The organism is Rhizobium sp. SL42, assembly GCF_021729845.1.
Lineage (GTDB): Bacteria > Pseudomonadota > Alphaproteobacteria > Rhizobiales > Rhizobiaceae > Allorhizobium.
On the sequence record NZ_CP063397.1, the window covers coordinates 3,719,439 to 3,735,177 of the forward strand.

At 61.2% G+C, this 15,739-nt stretch carries 8 protein-coding genes; all 8 read left to right on the plus strand.

The features are described from left to right. Nucleotides 1–114 precede the first annotated feature (114 nt). The 8 genes from IM739_RS17600 to glgA all read left to right on the plus strand — a co-directional run bounded on the left by IM739_RS17600 (nucleotide 115) and on the right by glgA (nucleotide 15,737). On the plus strand, nucleotides 115–3,441 hold the full coding sequence (locus IM739_RS17600; RefSeq protein ID WP_237368962.1) for a transglutaminase family protein: 3,327 nt from the start codon (nucleotides 115–117) through the stop codon (nucleotides 3,439–3,441). A 4-nt stretch (nucleotides 3,442–3,445) separates the two neighbouring features. Continuing rightward, nucleotides 3,446–5,860 (plus strand): circularly permuted type 2 ATP-grasp protein, encoded by a 2,415-nt coding sequence (locus tag IM739_RS17605; RefSeq protein ID WP_237368963.1) that lies wholly within the window; start codon nucleotides 3,446–3,448, stop codon nucleotides 5,858–5,860. Between the two features lie 4 nt (nucleotides 5,861–5,864). Then, nucleotides 5,865–6,746 (plus strand): transglutaminase family protein, encoded by an 882-nt coding sequence (locus IM739_RS17610; RefSeq protein WP_237368964.1) that lies wholly within the window; start codon nucleotides 5,865–5,867, stop codon nucleotides 6,744–6,746. 94 nt (nucleotides 6,747–6,840) lie between these two features. Then, entirely contained in the window at nucleotides 6,841–8,076 is a 1,236-nt protein-coding gene (locus tag IM739_RS17615; protein ID WP_237368965.1) for a TadE/TadG family type IV pilus assembly protein, read from the plus strand. Between the two features lie 265 nt (nucleotides 8,077–8,341). Next, complete coding sequence (locus tag IM739_RS17620; RefSeq protein WP_237368966.1) at nucleotides 8,342–10,804, plus strand: glycogen/starch/alpha-glucan phosphorylase; 2,463 nt, start codon at nucleotides 8,342–8,344, stop codon at nucleotides 10,802–10,804. Then, nucleotides 10,804–13,017 (plus strand): 1,4-alpha-glucan branching protein GlgB, encoded by a 2,214-nt coding sequence (glgB, locus tag IM739_RS17625; protein ID WP_237368967.1) that lies wholly within the window; start codon nucleotides 10,804–10,806, stop codon nucleotides 13,015–13,017. Before IM739_RS17620 ends, glgB begins: the two co-directional genes overlap by 1 nt. 12 nt (nucleotides 13,018–13,029) lie before the next feature. Next, nucleotides 13,030–14,289, plus strand: a complete 1,260-nt coding sequence (gene glgC, locus IM739_RS17630) for a glucose-1-phosphate adenylyltransferase (protein ID WP_159950187.1) — start codon at nucleotides 13,030–13,032, stop codon at nucleotides 14,287–14,289. Between the two features lie 8 nt (nucleotides 14,290–14,297). Continuing rightward, entirely contained in the window at nucleotides 14,298–15,737 is a 1,440-nt protein-coding gene (gene glgA, locus IM739_RS17635; RefSeq protein ID WP_237368968.1) for a glycogen synthase GlgA, read from the plus strand. The last annotated feature ends 2 nt before the right edge of the window (nucleotides 15,738–15,739 follow it).

The following is a 15,739-nucleotide window of genomic DNA, read 5'->3' on the forward strand; positions in this document are numbered from 1 at the left end:
GGCCCTGCGATACCAGTCGTCAGGGCCCGCTTGCTTTATGCCGCTGCATTGCACAAGATCATCGTTCAGCCGTGTAATCGGCAATGACAAGGGCGAACAGGGCAAGCGGACCGTATGTCGATCAAGGCAAGCATCTACCACCTCACCCATTACAAATACGACAATCCGATCAAGCTTGGGCCGCAGATCATAAGGCTGAAACCGGCTGCCCATTCAAGAACCAAGGTGATCAGCCACTCGCTGAAGGTCACGCCGGAAAACCACTTCGTCAATCTGCAGCAGGATCCCTACGGCAACTATCTTGCCCGATTCGTGTTTCCCGACCCGGTGACCGAGTTCAAGATCGAGGTCGATCTCGTCGCAGACATGAGCGTCTACAATCCTTTCGACTTCTTCACCGAGGAAGAGGCATCGAAATGGCCCTTCGACTATCCGGCGGAAATACGCGACGACTTGGCGATCTACATGACGCAGGAACCGGAAACCCCGGCGCTCGCAGCCTTCATGAAAACGATCGACATGACGCCCGGCCAGGGCACGGTCGACATGATCGTTGCGCTCAATGCCCGGCTTCAGCAGGAAATCGGCTATGTCATCCGCATGGAAGCCGGCGTCCAGACACCGGACGAGACGCTGAATTCGGCCAGAGGCTCCTGTCGCGACACAAGCTGGCTGCTGGTGCAGATTCTCCGTCGTCTCGGGCTCGCCGCGCGGTTCGTCTCCGGCTACCTGATCCAGCTCACCCCGGACCTGAAGGCGCTCGACGGTCCGTCCGGGACCGAAGTCGATTTCACCGATCTGCACGCCTGGTGCGAAGCCTATATTCCAGGCGCCGGCTGGATCGGCTTCGACCCGACCTCCGGCCTTCTGACCGGTGAGAGCCATATTCCCCTCGCAGCCACGCCGCATTTCAGCAATGCGGCACCGATCTCCGGTGGCTATTTCGGCGAGGCAAAAACCGAATTTGCCTTCGACATGCAGGTGAAACGTGTTTCCGAGCATCCGCGCATCACCAAGCCGTTCTCCGACGAAAGCTGGGATTCGCTGAATGAACTTGGTCGCAAGGTCGATGCCGAGCTGAAGGCCGGTGACGTGCGCCTGACCATGGGTGGCGAGCCGACCTTCGTGTCGATCGACGATTTTCAGTCCGAGGAATGGAACACCGAAGCCGTCGGGCCGACCAAGCGCGAAAAGGCCGACATCCTGATCCGCCGCCTGCGCGAACGTTTCGCGCCAGGTGGCTTCCTGCATTATGGCCAGGGCAAATGGTATCCGGGCGAGAGCCTGCCGCGCTGGACTTTCTCGCTCTATTGGCGCCGCGACGGCCTGCCGGTCTGGAACAATCCAGACCTGATCGCGCTGGAAAACAAGGACCACAAGGTCGACCAGGCCGATGCCGGTCGCCTGCTGGAAGCGATCGCGGTCGAACTCGACATTCCGCCCGAAAATGTCGCCCCGGCCTATGAGGATCCGGCCGAATGGATCGTCAAGGAAGGCAATCTTCCGGAAAATGTCGATCCGTCCAATTCGAAGCTCAAGGATCCGGAGGAACGCAACCGCATCGCCAGGGTATTCGGCAACGGCCTGACCAATCCGGCCGGCTATGTCCTGCCCGTACAGGCCTGGCAGAGCCGGGCATCGGGCCGGACCTGGGTCAGCGAGAAATGGCGCACCCGTCGTGGCCAGCTTTATCTCATCCCCGGCGACAGCCCCGTCGGCTTCCGCCTGCCGCTCAATGCCCTGCCCTATGTGTCGCCGTCCTGGTATCCCTATATCAATCCGGACGACCCGACGGTGGAAAAGCCGCCGCTGCCCGACTTCTCCACCGAGAAGGGTCGCGTCATGCCCGAGCATTCGCTGAAAACCGATACCGGCCAGCAACAGCAGATGGGACAGTCCTACGAGGAAATCGGCGGACGCGTGCGCACGGCGATATCCGTCGAGGTGCGCGATGGCCGGCTGTGCATCTTCATGCCGCCGACGGCGGCGCTGGAGGACTATCTCGACCTCGTCGCCTCGGCCGAGCGCGCAGCCGCGTCCCTGAACCTGCCCGTCCATATCGAAGGCTACACGCCACCGCATGACGAGCGGCTGAATGTCATCCGCGTGGCACCGGACCCCGGCGTCATCGAAGTCAACATCCACCCGGCCTACAATTGGGAAGACTGCGTCGAGACCACGACGGCGATCTACGAAGAGGCACGCCTCTGCCGGCTGGGCGCCGACAAGTTCATGATCGACGGCCGCCACACCGGCACCGGCGGTGGCAACCATGTCGTGGTTGGCGGCGCCAGCACCAATGACAGCCCCTTCCTGCGCCGCCCCGACCTGTTGAAGAGCCTGGTGCTGCACTGGCAGCGCCATCCCTCGCTGTCCTACATGTTTTCCGGCCTGTTCATCGGCCCGACCAGCCAGGCGCCGCGCATCGACGAGGCCCGCCATGACAGCCTCTACGAACTCGAAATCGCCATGGCGCAGATCCCGATGCCGGATACGGGCGACGTCCCGCCTCTGCCCTGGCTCGTCGACCGGCTGTTCCGCAACCTGCTGATCGACGTCACCGGCAATACTCATCGCTCCGAAATCTGCATCGACAAGCTGTTTTCTCCGGATGGCCCGACCGGACGCCTGGGCCTTGTCGAATTCCGCGGTTTCGAAATGCCGCCGAATGCCCGCATGTCGCTGGCCCAGCAATTGCTGATTCGCGCGCTGATCACCCGTTTCTGGAAAAATCCGATCGGCGGCAATTTCGTCCGCTGGGGCACCTCGCTGCACGATCGCTTCATGCTGCCGCATTATATCTGGCAGGATTTCCTCGAAGTGCTGGCCGATCTTCGCCACCACGGTTTCGACTTCAAGCCCGAGTGGTTTGCCGCCCAGCTCGAATTCCGCTTTCCCTTCGCCGGCGAGGTGGAATACGAGGGCTCAAAGCTGGAATTGCGCCAGGCACTGGAGCCCTGGCATGTCATGGGCGAACAGGGCGCGATCGGCGGCACGGTCCGTTATGTCGATTCGTCCGTCGAGCGCCTGCAGGTGAAGCTGGAAACGGCAAATCCCGAGAGATACGCCGTTGCCTGCAACGGCCGGCGCGTGCCGCTGCGAAAGAGCGGGATCAATGAAGTCGCCGTGGCTGGTGTGCGCTACAAGGCCTGGCAGCCGGCGTCAGGCCTGCATCCGGTCCTGCCCGTCAACACACCGCTAACATTCGACATATATGATATATGGTCCGGACGCTCGATCGGTGGCTGCGTGTATCACGTGGCCCATCCCGGCGGACGGAACTATGACACTTTCCCTGTGAATGGGAATGAAGCGGAAGCCCGACGGCTTGCACGTTTCGAGCCATGGGGCCATACAGCCGGCTCCTATCCCCTTTGGCCCGAGACCGTGTCGCCGGAATTTCCGCACACATTGGACCTGAGACGACCCCAGGGTATCTGATTTGATGGCAAATAAACCGGCAGCGGAAAAGACCCCGCCCAAAGCACCCGCCAGCGCGGCCCGCACGGCCCGCTACCGCGCGGTGGCGGGTGCAGCCGATGAGATGATCGATCCCCAGGGCAAAATCCGCCCGGTCTGGCAGCCATTTGTCTCTGCCCTCGAAAAGATGACCGAACACGAATTGCACGAGCGCTTTGCGCGGGCAGATCGTTACCTTCGCGATGCCGGTGTGTTCTATCGTGCCTATGGCTCGGACGGCAGCAGCGAGCGCGCCTGGCCGTTCTCGCACATTCCCGTGCTGATTTCCGACGCCGAATGGCAGGTACTGGCTGATGGTCTTGTCCAGCGCGCCGATCTTCTCGAACAGGTCGTCGCCGATATCTATTCCGACAACACTCTTGTGCAGCAAGGTTTCCTGCCACCGGCACTGATCGCGTCAAATCCCGAATTCCTGCGCCCCCTCGTTGGCATCAAGCCGGCCGGCGGCCATTACCTGCATTTCTGTTCCTTCGAAATCGGACGCGGTCCTGACGGCAACTGGTGGGTTCTGGCCGACCGCACGCAGGCACCGTCCGGCGCAGGCTTTGCGCTCGAAAACCGCGTGGCCACGGCGCGCGCATTTTCCGACATCTACGCCGAAACCCATGTGCACCGGCTCGCCTCCTTCTTCGGCGCCTTCCGCTCGGCACTTCAGGGCCAGAAACAGGGCAATGACGACCGCATTGCCGTTCTGTCACCCGGCCCGGCCAACGAAACCTATTTCGAACACGCCTACATCGCCCGTTATCTCGGCATCATGCTGCTCGAGGGCGAGGACCTTTCCGTCGTCAATGGCAAGGTCATGGTGCGCACCGTCGCCGGCCTCAAGCCGATCAGCGTGCTCTGGCGCCGCCTCGATGCGGCTTTCGCCGATCCGCTGGAACTCGACCAGAACTCCTATATCGGCACGCCCGGCATGGTCGAGGCGCTGCGCAATGGTGCCGTTTCCTTCGTCAATGCGCTCGGTTCCGGCATTCTCGAAACCCGCGCTTTGCTCGCCTTCATGCCGACCATCTCGCGCCATCTGCTGGGCGAGGAACTGAAGCTGCCGTCGATCGCCACCTGGTGGTGCGGTCAAAAGGCCGAACGCGACCATGTCGCCCGGCATCTGGACCGCATGGTCATCGGCTCGGCCTATTCCCGCCTGCCCTTCTTCGACGACAACGGCCGCTCGGTGATGGGGTCGCGCTACAAGGACAGCCAGGGCCGCACGGCCGCCGAATGGCTTGAAGCCGAGGCCGGCAACCTCGTCGGGCAGGAGGTGGTCACCCTGTCCACCACGCCCGCGATCATCAACGGCCAATTGTGCCCGCGCCCGATGAGCCTGCGGGTCTTTGCCGCCCGCACCAAGGATGGTTGGCAGATCATGCCCGGCGGCTTCGCCCGCATCGGCAGCGGCAACGACGTGTCTGCGATCGCCATGCAGTCCGGCGGCAGCGCTGCCGATGTCTGGATCGTGTCCGACAAGCCGGTCGATCGCACCTCGCTGCTGCCGGCCGAGGAAAGCTTCACCCGCAACATGCCCGGCAGCCTGCCGAGCCGGGCTGCCGACAATCTCTTCTGGCTGGGCCGCTATATCGAGCGCGCCGAAGGTGTGCTGCGCATCCTGCGCGCCTGGCATGCCCGCTTTGCCGAGAGCGCCAACCCGGACCAACCGCTTCTCGCCTTCGTCACCGATTACCTCTCCGATATCGATGTCGACACAAAGAACGGCGTACCGGAAAGCCTGCTGCGCAACATCGACAGTGCCGTCTACTCCGCCAGCAATATTCGCGACCGTTTCTCGCCCGATGGCTGGCTGGCGCTGACCGACCTGTCGAAGACGGCCAAACGCTTCCACGAACGCGTCAAGCCGGGCGACGATGCTGCCCATGCGATGACCATATTGCTGCGCAAGCTCGCGGGCTTTGCCGGTCTGGTGCATGAAAACATGTACCGTTTCACCGGCTGGCGCTTCCTCACAATCGGCCGTCTGCTGGAGCGCGGCCTGCACATGACCCGGCTTCTGGGCCACATGACCGGGCCCGACGCGCCCGATGGCGCACTCGACATGCTGCTGGAGATTGGCGACAACGTCATGACCCATCGCCGCCGCTACAACGTCTCGACGGCCAGCCTGACCGTCACCGATCTTCTGGCGCTGGACCCGCTCAACCCGCGTTCGATCCTGTTCCAGTTGAACGAGATCCGCACAGAGGTCGAGCAGTTGCCGAACGCCATGATCAATGGCCAGATGTCGAGCATGTCCAGGGAAGCCATGCGCCTGCATTCCGGCCTTGCTGTGATGACACCGGAGACCATGACCGCCGAGGTCTATACGAACCTCGAACGCGAGCTGGAAAAGCTTTCCGACATCCTCGCGCAAACCTATCTGGGCTGACCCGATGCTCTACGATGTGTCGCTCCATCTCGCGTATCACTACGAAGCCCAGGCATCCGGGGCGCACCACATGTTGCGCCTGCTGCCGCTGTCTCTGCCGGACCGCCAGCGCCTGATCGCCGGCGCCGTGACCATCAGCCCGGAACCGGATGAATTGATGAATTTCGTCGATTTCTTCCGTCACCCGGCAAGCCATGCCATCCTGCGCGCACCGCATGAGAAACTGGATATCCGCATGCACGCCCGCGTCATGGTCCAGCCGCAGCCGATCGCTGCCGATTTTTCGCCGATCCTCGACCGGCTGCCGCAGGAAATCGCCGAGACCTGGACGCTGGACGCTGAATCGCCACATCATTTCATCGGCACGAGCCCGCGCCTGCCCCGCGACAAGGATATCGCCGCCTATGCGCGCGAGGAGTTGAAACCGAGCATGACAGTGCGCCAGGTGGGCGAAAAACTCTGTTCGCGTATCTATCACGACTTCAAGTATGACGCGGAAGCCACGACGGTAGACACCTCACCCGCGGAAGCCTTCAGCAAGAAGCATGGAGTTTGCCAGGACTTCACCCATGTGATGATCACAGCGCTGCGCAGCCTCGGCATTCCCGCAGGCTATGTCAGCGGCTTCCTGCGCACGATCCCGCCACCCGGCAAGGAACGCCTCGAAGGCGCCGATGCCATGCATGCCTGGGTTCGCGTCTGGTGCGGCAAGACCACCGGCTGGGTGGAACTGGACCCGACCAACAACATTCCGGCCGGCACCGATCACATCGTCGTCGGCTATGGGCGGGATTACTCGGACGTCGCGCCGGTCATCGGCGTTCTGAAAACCTATGGCAACCACAAGACCGATCAGGCAGTCGACGTCATCCCGGTGAAGCAATAAGAAACGCAATTGCGAACAATTTTACCGGTCGTTTTAGCCGGAACACAACATTTCACCCGCTATAACCCATCCAACCGACTGCCTTTGGATGGACATGATGACTAAAACCAACAGACAGCACACGCTTTTTTCGCGGTTGCTCGGCGACCGTGGTGGCAATTTCGGCATGATGACCGCCATCATCCTGCCCGTGGCACTTGCGACAGCAGGCGTTGCACTTGACCTGAACAGAATGGTCCAGGTCAAGGCCGCACTCCAGGATTCAGCCGACGCCGCAACGCTGGCCGCCGCTTCGGCGCTGGCCGCTGATGGCATCACGGATGAAGCGGCCATTGAACTGGCCAAGAAGTTCATGGCCGCCCAGTTCAGCAACATCAACGGTGAGAGCGGCAGCGATATCGAAGACAAGGATGACGTCGACGCCATCGACAAGAACGCCATCGGCTCGGTGGAGCGCAACACCACCACCGAATCCGGCAAGACCTTCGATGTCACGCTCTCCGGCTACTACAACATGCCGACCAACGGCATGACCAGCCTGCTCGGCTGGGACAAGGTCAAGCTCAACGTGACGAGCACGGCACGGAGCACGACCGAGAGCAAGAACGCCCTTTCCATGTTCATGGTCCTCGACCGCTCGGGCTCGATGGCGGAAGACACAAGCACGGTCAACGCCGCAACGCCGACCAAGACCGTCTCCTACGAATGCGGCGCCTACAACAAAAAGGGAAAGTGGGTCAGCAAGACCTGCACGAGAGAGGACCCGAACTACTATACAAAGATCGAGGCTTTGAAGCTGGCCACGGCCAATCTGACAACGCAGTTGGATTCCGCCGATACCGAAAAGAAATATGTCCGGACAGCCGCCGTCTCCTACAATGCGGCCATGCAGAAAGAGACGACCTTCGAATGGGGAACGGCGACAGCTCTGAAGTATGTGCAGGCGCTGACGGCGACCGGAGGAACCGATTCCTCCGACGCGATGGCGAAGGCCTATACTGAGATCATCAAGTCAACCGAAGTCGATGCCCATAAGAACAAGAATGGTAACAAGAGCCCCGGGAAATTCATCGTCTTCATGACCGATGGTGACAACAACTACACCATTGCAGACACCGAGACCCTGGCAACCTGCGCCTCCGCCAAAACGGCTGGTGTCGAGATATTCACGGTCGCTTTCATGGCGCCGAGCCGTGGTCAGGCTCTCTTGAGCAAATGCGCCACCGACACGTCGCACTACTACGATGCGAGCAATGCCGCCGAACTGGTCGCTGCTTTCAAGGAGATTGGCGAGAAGGCAACCCAGGCTTCGACCCGCCTCACCAACTGAGCCTAGCCAAAGCGTTATGGCAAAATCCTCGACAAAGCCGCGGCTCGCAAGGCCGCGGCTTTTTTCGATCCCGGAGTATTCGGTGATATAGTCGAAAACTCAAAAGCTTAATGAGGGAACAAAAGGCTCCTACATTTTATCGATGGCAGCCGTTGGCCTGTTGCAACTGTTTCATATCAGTGCGTAAACTGCATGTGAGGGGGACGATCACCGGCGCTCAAGAATCGGTGACGGCCCGGATGACCCAGCAACTCCAGGCGGACCGATGATCAAAACTCCCCACGCAGCTGACCTTCCCCTTCCCAAGCGCATCGCATCTGATCCGGATGCCCTTGCCGCTGAAATCATGGAGAAGCTGACCTACGCGATCGGCAAGGATGCCAAGGTCGCCACACCCCATGACTGGCTGACGGCAACCATCCTCGTGGTGCGCGACCGCATCATCGACAAATGGATGGAATCGACCCGCACCACCTACCACAACAACGGCAAGCGGGTTTACTACCTGTCCCTGGAATTCCTTATCGGCCGCCTGATGCGCGATGCCATGTCGAACCTCGGCTTGATGGAAGACATTCGCCAGGCGCTGACCTCGCTCAGCGTCGATCTCGACGTCATCGCCGGCCTTGAACCGGACGCAGCCCTTGGCAATGGCGGTCTCGGCCGCCTCGCCGCCTGCTTCATGGAATCGATGGCAACCGTCAACATTCCCGCCTATGGCTACGGCATCCGCTATGTGCATGGCCTCTTCCGCCAGCAGATGGCCGAGGGCTGGCAGGTGGAGCTGCCGGAAAGCTGGCTGGCGCACGGCAACCCTTGGGAATTCGAGCGTCGCGAAAGCTCCTACGAAGTCGGCTATGGCGGCACGGTCGAGACGATCACCAGCCCGGAAGACGAGTTGCGCTACGTCTGGAAACAGGGCGAGCGCGTGATCGCCACCGCCTACGATACCCCGGCCGTCGGCTGGCGCGGCGAACGCGTCAACACGCTTCGCCTGTGGTCTGCCCAGCCGATCGACCCGATCCTGCTCGATGCCTTCAACGCCGGCGACCATATCGGCGCGCTGCGCGAGAGCAACAAGGCTGAAAGCCTGACCCGCGTGCTCTATCCAGCCGACGCCACGCCCGCCGGCCAGGAACTGCGCCTCCGGCAGGAATATTTCTTCTGTTCGGCATCGCTGCAGGACATCGTCCGTCGCCACCTGCAGCAGGGCAACGCCTTGTCCGCTCTGCCCGACAAGGTCGCGGTCCAGCTGAACGATACCCATCCGGCCGTCTCGGTCGTCGAACTCATGCGCCTGCTCGTCGACGTGCATGGCCTCGATTTCGACACCGCCTGGGACATCACCTGGAAGACCTTCTCCTACACCAACCACACGCTGCTGCCGGAAGCGCTGGAAAGCTGGCCGGTTCCCCTCTTCGAGCGCCTTTTGCCGCGCCACATGCAGCTGGTCTACGAGATCAACGCCAAGGTCCTGCTGGCGGCCCGCAAGAACCGCGGCTTCTCCGACAGCGAAATCAGCCGGATCTCGCTGATCGACGAAAGCGGCGATCGCCGGGTGCGCATGGGCAATCTTGCCTTCATCGGCGCTCATTCGATCAACGGCGTCTCCGCGCTGCATACGGAACTGATGAAGGAAACGGTGTTTGCCGACCTGCACAAACTGTATCCGACCCGCATCAACAACAAGACCAACGGGATCACGCCTCGCCGCTGGCTGATGCAGTGCAACTCGGACCTGACGTCGCTTATCAAGGAAGCGATCGGCCCCGAATTCCTCGATGACGCGAGCAAGCTGACGGCCCTTGACGCCTTTGCCGACGATGCGTCTTTCCAGCAGAAATTCGCAGCCGTGAAACGTGCCAACAAGGAAAAGCTGGCAGCCCTTGTCGCAAGCCGCATGGGCATCCGGCTTGACCCGAATGCGATGTTCGACATTCAGATCAAGCGCATTCACGAATACAAGCGCCAGTTGCTCAACATCATTGAAACCGTTGCCCTGTTCGACCAGATGCGATCGCATCCGGAACGCGACTGGGTTCCGCGCGTAAAAATCTTCGCCGGCAAGGCGGCGCCGAGCTATCACAACGCCAAGCTGATCATCAAGCTCGCCAATGACGTCGCCCGCGTCGTCAACAACGACCCGTCCGTGCGCGGCCTGCTCAAGGTCGTGTTCGTGCCGAACTACAACGTCTCGCTTGCCGAAGTGATGGTGCCGGCCGCCGACCTCTCCGAACAAATTTCCACCGCCGGCATGGAAGCGTCGGGAACCGGGAACATGAAGTTTGCGTTGAACGGTGCATTGACCATCGGCACGCTCGATGGTGCCAATGTCGAAATGCGGGATCATGTCGGAGAGGAAAACATTGTGATTTTCGGAATGACCGCCGACGAAGTCGGTCGCGTCCGGGCCGAGGGATACAATCCGCGTGCGGCGATCGAGGCCTCTCGCGACCTTTCCCAGGCCCTGGCTGCGATTTCCTCCGGCGTGTTTTCGCCCGATGACCGCGAGCGTTATACCGGGCTGATGCAAGGCATCTACCAGCATGACTGGTTCATGGTCGCCGCAGATTTCGACGCCTACACCCAGGCCCAGCGGCAGGTCGACCAGATCTGGACCGACACATCTGGCTGGTACTCGAAAACGATCCGCAATACGGCGCGCATGGGCTGGTTCTCTTCGGACCGGACGATCCGCCAGTACAACGCGGACATCTGGAGAGCTTGATGGCAAGATCGCCGAAGAAGATCGGTGAGACAGGTAAGCCGGAAACACCGCCGGCTGCAGACGTGCAGGCAATTATCCACGGCACCCATAACGATCCTTTCGCGATTTTGGGCATGCACGAAATCGGCAGCGGATTTGTCGCGCGCTGCTTCGTGCCGGGTGCTGAAACGGTAACCGCCACGGCCTTGAACGGCACCGTGATCGGTGAATTGCAGTGCCTCGATCCGGCCGGCTTTTTTGCCGGTCCGGTCAAGGTGCAGGGCTTGCAGCCCGTGCGCTACCGTGCAACGCGCGGCGACGCCGAGTGGACGGTGACCGACCCCTACAGCTTCGGCCCGATCCTCGGCCCCATGGATGACTATTTCATCCGCGAGGGCTCGCATCTGCGCCTGTTCGACAAGATGGGCGCGCATCCGCTCAAGCATCAGGGTGTGGACGGTTTCCACTTCGCGGTCTGGGCGCCGAATGCCCGTCGTGTTTCGGTGGTCGGCGATTTCAATGAATGGGACGGCCGCCGCCATGTCATGCGGCTGCGCCGCGACACCGGCATCTGGGAAATCTTTGCCCCGGACGTTCGTACCGGTTCGGCCTATAAATTCGAGATCATCGGCAAGGATGGCGCATTGCAGCCGTTGAAGGCCGATCCCTATGCGCGCCGCGCCGAACTGCGCCCGAAGAATGCGTCAGTCACGGCAGCTGAACTGGAGCAGGTCTGGGAAGACGCCGACCATCGCAAGCACTGGGCGACCGTCAACCAGCGACAACAGCCGATCTCGATCTACGAGGTTCATGCCGCCTCCTGGCAGCGTCACCAGGATGGCTCGCTGCTGACCTGGGACGAGATGGCCGAGCGCCTGATCCCCTATTGCGTCGACATGGGCTTCACCCATATCGAGTTCATGCCGATCTCGGAATACCCCTACGACCCCTCGTGGGGCTACCAGACGACCGGCCTCTTTGCCCCGACGGCGCGCTTCGGCGAGCCGGAAGGTTTTGCCCGCTTCGTCAACGGTTGCCACAAGGTCGGCCTCGGCGTCCTGCTCGACTGGGTGCCCGCGCACTTCCCGACCGACGCCCATGGCCTGCGCCATTTCGACGGCACGGCGCTCTACGAGCACGAGGACCCGCGCCAGGGCTACCACCCCGACTGGAACACCGCGATCTACAACTTCGGCCGCATCGAGGTGCTGTCCTACCTGATCAACAACGCCCTCTACTGGGCCGAGAAATTCCACCTCGACGGCCTGCGCGTCGATGCGGTCGCCTCGATGCTCTACCTCGACTATTCGCGCAAAGAGGGCGAATGGATCCCCAACGAATACGGCGGACGCGAAAATCTCGAATCCGTGCGTTTCCTGCAGTCGATGAATAGCCATGTCTATGGCAGCCATCCGGGCATCATGACCATTGCCGAGGAGAGCACCTCCTGGCCGAAAGTCTCGCAACCGGTTCACGAGGGCGGGCTCGGCTTCGGCTTCAAGTGGAACATGGGCTTCATGCACGACACGCTGAGCTATTTTGCCCGCGACCCGATCTACCGCAAGCATCACCACCAGGAACTGACCTTCGGCCTGCTCTACGCCTTCTCGGAAAATTTCGTCCTGCCGATCTCTCATGACGAAGTCGTGCACGGCAAAGGCTCGATGATCGCCAAGATGCCCGGCGACGACTGGCAGAAATTTGCCAATCTGCGCGCCTATTACGGCTTCATGTGGGGACATCCCGGCAAGAAGCTGCTGTTCATGGGACAGGAATTTGCCCAGTGGAGCGAATGGAGCGAAAGCCAGTCCCTCGACTGGAACCTGCTGCAATACGCACCCCACGAGGGCATGCGCCGCCTGATCCGCGACCTGAACCTGACCTATCGCTCGAAGCCGGCGCTCCATGCGCGCGACTGCGAGGGAGAGGGCTTCGAATGGCTGATCAGCCAAGACCAGGACAATTCCGTCTTTGCCTGGCTGCGCAAGGCTCCGGGAGAAAGACCGATCGCCGTGATCTGCAATCTGACGCCGACTTTCCATTCGCACTATCGCATCAGTCTGCCCGCGGGTGGTCGCTGGCGGGAAATCATCAATACCGATGCTGAAATTTATGGCGGCAGCGGCAAGGGCAATGGTGGTCGGGTGGAGGCCCACACCTCTGGTGAGGGATGGGCAAAGGCAGTGATGACGCTACCGCCTTTGGCTGTCATCATGCTGGAATTGGAACAGTAAGGGGAGGATAATATGACAGAAAAGCGGACCAAGAGCCTGTCGCGCGACGCTATGGCCTATGTTTTGGCCGGTGGCCGCGGCAGCCGTCTCAAGGAATTGACCGATCGCCGGGCAAAACCCGCCGTCTATTTTGGCGGCAAGGCGCGCATTATTGATTTTGCACTCTCCAATGCCCTGAACTCGGGCATCCGCCGCATCGGCGTCGCCACGCAATACAAGGCGCATTCGCTCATCCGCCACCTGCAACTCGGCTGGAACTTCTTCCGCCCCGAGCGCAACGAAAGTTTCGACGTCCTGCCGGCCTCCCAGCGTGTGTCAGAAACCCAGTGGTATGAAGGCACGGCGGACGCCGTCTTCCAGAATATCGACATCATCGAGCCGTATGGCCCGGAATACATGGTGATCCTGGCCGGCGACCATATCTACAAGATGGACTACGAGCAGATGCTCCAGCAGCATGTCGACACCGGCGCCGATGTCACCATCGGCTGCCTGGAAGTGCCGCGCATGGAAGCGGTCGGCTTCGGCGTCATGCATGTCGACGCGACCGACCGCATTATCGACTTCGTCGAGAAGCCGGCCGATCCGCCGGGCATTCCCGGCAACGAGGACATGGCGCTCGCCTCGATGGGCATCTATGTTTTCCACACCAAGTTCCTGATGGAACTGCTGCGCCGCGACGCCGCCGATCCGAATTCCAGCCGCGACTTCGGCAAGGACATCATTCCCTACGTCGTACAGAGCGGCAAGGCCGTCGCCCATCGCTTCGCCCGCTCCTGCGTCCGCTCCGATTTCGAGCGCACCCCCTACTGGCGCGATGTCGGCACGATCGACGCCTACTGGCAGGCCAATATCGACCTGACCGACATCGTTCCGGAACTCGACCTCTACGACAAGTCCTGGCCGATCTGGACCTATTCCGAAAACACGCCGCCGGCCAAGTTCGTCCATGACGACGAGGGACGTCGCGGCTCGGCGATCTCGTCACTGGTTTCCGGCGACTGCATCATTTCCGGGTCTTCACTGTACAAGAGCCTGTTGTTCACCGGCGTGCGAGCCAATTCCTATTCCCGCCTCGAAGGCGCAGTCGTCCTCCCAAAGGTTCAGGTCGGCCGTCATGCCCGGCTCACAAATGTCGTGATAGACCACGGCGTCGTGATCCCCGAAGGACTGATCGTCGGCGAGGATCCGGAAATGGATGCCAAGCGCTTCCGTCGCAGTGAAAACGGGATTTGCCTGATCACCCAGGCGATGATCGACAAATTGGGATAGCCACGTCCATGAAAGTTCTTTCGGTCGCCTCCGAGCTCTATCCCTTGATCAAGACCGGCGGCCTCGCGGACGTCGCCGGTGCCCTGCCTCTGGCGCTCGTCGCCCATGCGATCGAGACCAAGACGCTCATTCCCGGTTATCCGGCCGTGATGAAGGCGATCAAGAAGCCGAAAAAAGTGCACCAGTTCGACAACCTGCTGGGCGAACATGTGACGCTGCTCGAGGTGAAGCACGATGGGCTGGACATTCTCGTGCTCGACTGCCCGGCGCTCTATGAGCGATCGGGCGGGCCCTATGTCGATGGCAATGCCCGCGACTATCCGGACAACTGGAAACGTTTCGCTGTGCTGTCCAAGGCAGGCGCCGAGATCGCGGCGGGCGTCCTGCCCGGCTTCGAGCCCGACCTTGTGCATGTCCACGACTGGCAAGGCGCCTTGACGCCGGTCTACATGCGTTATGCCGAGGCACCGGAAAAGCCGAGCCTCATGACCATTCACAACATCGCCTTTCAGGGCCAGTTCTTCGCCGAACTCTTCCCCTACCTGGAACTGCCGCCCCACGCCTATAACGAAGCCCTCGAGTATTATGGCACGCTGAGCTACCTGAAGAGCGGCCTGGTCACCGCCCACGCGGTCAGCACCGTCAGTCCCTCCTATGCCGAGGAAATCCTTACCCATGAATTCGGCATGGGTCTCGAGGGCCTGATCGCGGGCCGATCCGATAACCTGTATGGGATCGTCAACGGCATCGATGTCGAAGTCTGGAATCCGGCCAGCGACGATCTGCTCGCCTCCAACTACTCGGCGACCACGCTGAAGAAGCGTCCGGCCAACAAGGCAGCGCTGGTCAAGCGTTTCGGTCTGGACACCGATGACGGACCGCTGTTTTGCGTCATCTCCCGCCTGACATGGCAAAAGGGTCTCGACCTTCTGAACGAAATTGTCGACGAGTTCGTCGAATCGGGCGCAAGGCTTGCCATTCTCGGTTCCGGCGACAGCGCGATCGAAGCCTCGCTGCAGGCTGCAGCGAGCCGACACCGTGGCCGCGTCGGCATGGTTCTGGGCTACGACGAAAAACTGTCCCACCTGATGCAGGCGGGCGCCGACGTCATCCTGGTTCCGTCCCGCTTCGAGCCCTGCGGCCTGACACAGCTCTACGCCCTCCGCTACGGCTGCATACCGCTCGTCGCCCGGACAGGCGGTCTTGCCGACACGGTGATCGACGCCAATGAAGCGGCAATTTCCGCCGGCGTCGCCACCGGCATCCAGTTTGCACCGGTCACGGCAGATGCCCTGCGCCGGGCCATCCGCCGCACCATCCGTCTCTACGAAGACCAGAAACTCTGGTCGCAGATGCAAAAGCAGGGCATGAAATCCGACGTCTCCTGGGACCGGAGCGCCGCCCTCTATGCCGATCTTTATCAACGCCTCGTGTCGAAAGGCCAGTAACG